This window comes from Arthrobacter sp. Hiyo1 (assembly GCF_001263615.2).
Taxonomy (GTDB): Bacteria; Actinomycetota; Actinomycetes; order Actinomycetales; family Micrococcaceae; genus Arthrobacter.
Genome location: NZ_DF952469.1, coordinates 792406 through 795208, shown reverse-complemented (window position 1 = coordinate 795208; position 2803 = coordinate 792406). Strand labels below are relative to the sequence as shown.

The window sequence follows — 2803 nt, the reverse complement described above, 5'->3', positions numbered from 1 at the left end:
CGCGGGCGCCAGCACCGCCGTCGTCGGCATCGTGTGGATCATCCGCGCGCGCCAGTTGCGGCTCCGCTTCGACCGCAGCGCCGGCGGGATGCGGTTCTTCCGGATTGAGTCCCAAGGCGCGGGTCCAGCTAATAGGGACGCCGTTAAAAGGGACAGCGCCGCCCGGGATCCCCACCCGGACGACGCCGACCAGTCCTGACCGCGGGAATGCGGCAGGCCCTTACTTCTTCAGTTCGCCCACGACGAAGTCGATGCTGGCGAGCAATGCGGAGACGTCGTCCGGCTCGATGGCAACGAAGGTAGCGATGCGCAGCTGGTTGCGGCCCAGCTTGCGGTAGGGCTCCGTGTCCACGATCCCGTTGGCGCGGAGCACCTTGGCGATGGCCGCGGCGTCGATCGAGTCATCGAAATCGATCGTGGCAATGACGTTGGAGCGGTCCTCGGCCTTTGCCACGAACGGGGTGGCGTACTCGGAAGCCTCTGCCCAGCTGTAGATACGGCTTGCGGAGTCCGCGGTGCGTCCGGAAGCGAAATCCAGGCCACCGTTCTTGTTGAGCCACTGGACCTGGGCATCCAATGTCACCAAGGTGGACAGGGACGGCGTGTTGTAGGTCTGGTTGAGCTTCGAGTTGTCGATGGCCGTCTGCAGGTCGAGGAAATCGGGGATCCAGCGGCCGCTTGCCTTGATACGGGCCGCGCGCTCCAGGGCGGCGGGGGAGAAGAGGCCGAGCCACAGGCCTCCGTCGGACGCAAAGTTCTTTTGCGGGGCGAAGTAGTAGACGTCGGCTTCGGCAACATCAACATCCAGGCCGCCGGCTGCGGATGTCGCGTCCACCAAGACAAGTGAACCCTCGCCGGCGTCTTGGACGCGCTTGACCGGAGCGGCGACACCCGTCGAGGTTTCGTTCTGTGGCCACGCGTACACGTCCACGCCTGCTTCGGCCTGGGAAACCGGCCGGGTACCAGGCTCGGACGTGATGATGGAGGAAGCTTCAAGGAAGGGGGCCTTGTTGGTCGCCGAAGCGAACTTGGAACCGAACTCGCCGAAGGAGAGGTGCTGGGCCTTCTTCTCGACCAGGCCGAAGCTGGCGACGTCCCAGAACGCGGTGGAGCCTCCGACGCCGAGGATCACCTCGTAGCCCTCGGGCGCACGGAAGAACTGGCTAAGTCCCTCGCGGACGGAGCCCACCAGGTTCTTGACGGGTGCTTGGCGGTGGGAGGTGCCGAGGATCGTTGTCGAGGCGGCGGAGAGGGCCTCGATCTGCTCCGGGCGGACCTTGGAGGGCCCGGCGCCGAAGCGGCCGTCCTTGGGCAGCAAATCGGCGGGGATGGTGATGCTGTTGTCGCTCACGGGATGCTCCAATGGTGAAGTAGCGGCCTAGATGGGTCGTGGCAGGTGGCAAGCTGCCCCTTCGACTCCCCAATTCTGCCTGACGCCGCAGTCACGGGCAGAACCGAAGGTGTCATAGTCCGCCACGTGGAAACCATTGTTCGGCCGGCTCAGGAGAGGACGGCGGACCGGGCGGTGGACAAGCGCCGGAATTATCCGGAGTAATTCCAAATAAGCTAAGCTTGGAGCTGGCGAAAATACGCAAGATACTGCGCTCGAGGAGCTGAGCTGGATGACGGATCTGATCGATACCACTGAGATGTATCTTCGGACCATTTTGGAGCTTGAAGAAGAGAACATCGTGGCTCTTCGCGCCCGCATCGCCGAGCGCTTGCGGCACTCCGGCCCCACCGTTTCCCAGACGATCGGGCGGATGGAGCGCGACGGCCTGGTGATTGTGTCCAACGACCGGCACCTTGAGCTGACTGAAACGGGCCGGAAACGCGCCACCGAGGTCATGCGCAAGCACAGGCTCGCCGAACGGCTCCTGGCAGATGTCATTGGACTGGACTGGGCCTACGTGCACGATGAAGCGTGCCGTTGGGAGCATGTCATGAGTGAGCGCGTGGAACGGCGGCTCTATGAGTTGCTGGACCACCCCACGGAATCGCCCTATGGCAACCCCATTCCCGGACTCGAAGCGCTGGGTGGAGCCGCGTCCCACGCCTTTACGGATGGCGTGGTCAACCTTCTTGACGCGATGAACGAATATTCACCTGAAAACCGGGTCACCGTCAGCCGGCTGGCTGAACCGATCCAGGTGGAACCGGAACTTCTGGTCCAGCTGGACGAGGGCGGAATCCGCCCGGGCGCCAGGGTGTCCCTGGAGCGCGTGGGGGAGTACATCTCCGTTCGCGTGCCCAATATCGAGGGCGCGCTGGAGCTGCCGCCTGAGGTTGCCTCGCACGTGTTTGTCACGGTCGCCTAGCCGGCCCGGCGGGGTCGCCCGCAAAGATAACGAAATTATTACCGTGGGCTTAATCCCCTATAGTTAAATACTGGCGCCGATACCAAAGCGTTACCTGATCCGAAGCCGAGTTCTGCCAGCGGATCAGGTGGATTAGTCCATTCACTGGCAGAAACGGAGGAACCACCATCGGCTGTCGAAAGACGGCCTTGGGGTGAAGTCCGTAGCGGAAGTGCAAACAACGCAAGGCCCCTCCGGGTACCTTGCGTTTCGTGCCCTTCGCGCGGACCGGGTCCACGATCTCTCTGGCCCGAATCCGACAGCTAACTTCGCAGGCTTGCCAGAGAGGAAAACCTTGACCACGCAGAACACCAGGGGCCGCAGGCGCGCGTCCGGTCCTACTGCTGAGCTGCGGAGCACAAGCGCCGTCGAGCACGAGCGGCCGCGCGATCCCCATCGCGAACTTCGCCGCCGCAAGGGTCCTTTGCGGCAGATGGCCGAATTCG

General features: G+C 63.6%; 2 protein-coding genes, 1 pseudogene and 1 riboswitch. Of the genes and pseudogenes, 2 read left to right on the top strand and 1 reads right to left on the bottom strand.

Annotated features, from left to right (window positions below; genetic code table 11):
• Positions 1 to 199: pseudogene (locus tag AHiyo1_RS24570) on the top strand (MFS transporter); the annotation flags it as partial.
• 21 nt (positions 200 to 220) lie between these two features.
• Here AHiyo1_RS24570 and serC read toward each other — a convergent pair.
• Positions 221 to 1351: a phosphoserine transaminase gene (serC, locus tag AHiyo1_RS07950; RefSeq protein WP_059388196.1), complete on the bottom strand. Its 1131-nt coding sequence runs from the start codon at positions 1349 to 1351 to the stop codon at positions 221 to 223.
• Positions 1352 to 1622: 271 nt separating this feature from the next.
• On the opposite strand from serC, the gene AHiyo1_RS07945 reads away from it, so the two are divergent.
• Complete coding sequence (locus tag AHiyo1_RS07945) at positions 1623 to 2318, top strand: metal-dependent transcriptional regulator (RefSeq protein WP_059388195.1); 696 nt, start codon at positions 1623 to 1625, stop codon at positions 2316 to 2318.
• Positions 2319 to 2442: 124 nt separating this feature from the next.
• A riboswitch (cyclic di-AMP (ydaO/yuaA leader) is annotated at positions 2443 to 2650 on the top strand.
• The last annotated feature ends 153 nt before the right edge of the window (positions 2651 to 2803 follow it).

What these genes read in the sequence shown, in the direction of transcription:
- AHiyo1_RS07945 (WP_059388195.1), top strand. Translation starts at nt 1,623, where the DNA reads ATGACGGATCTGATCGATACCACTGAGATGTATCTTCGGACCATTTTG.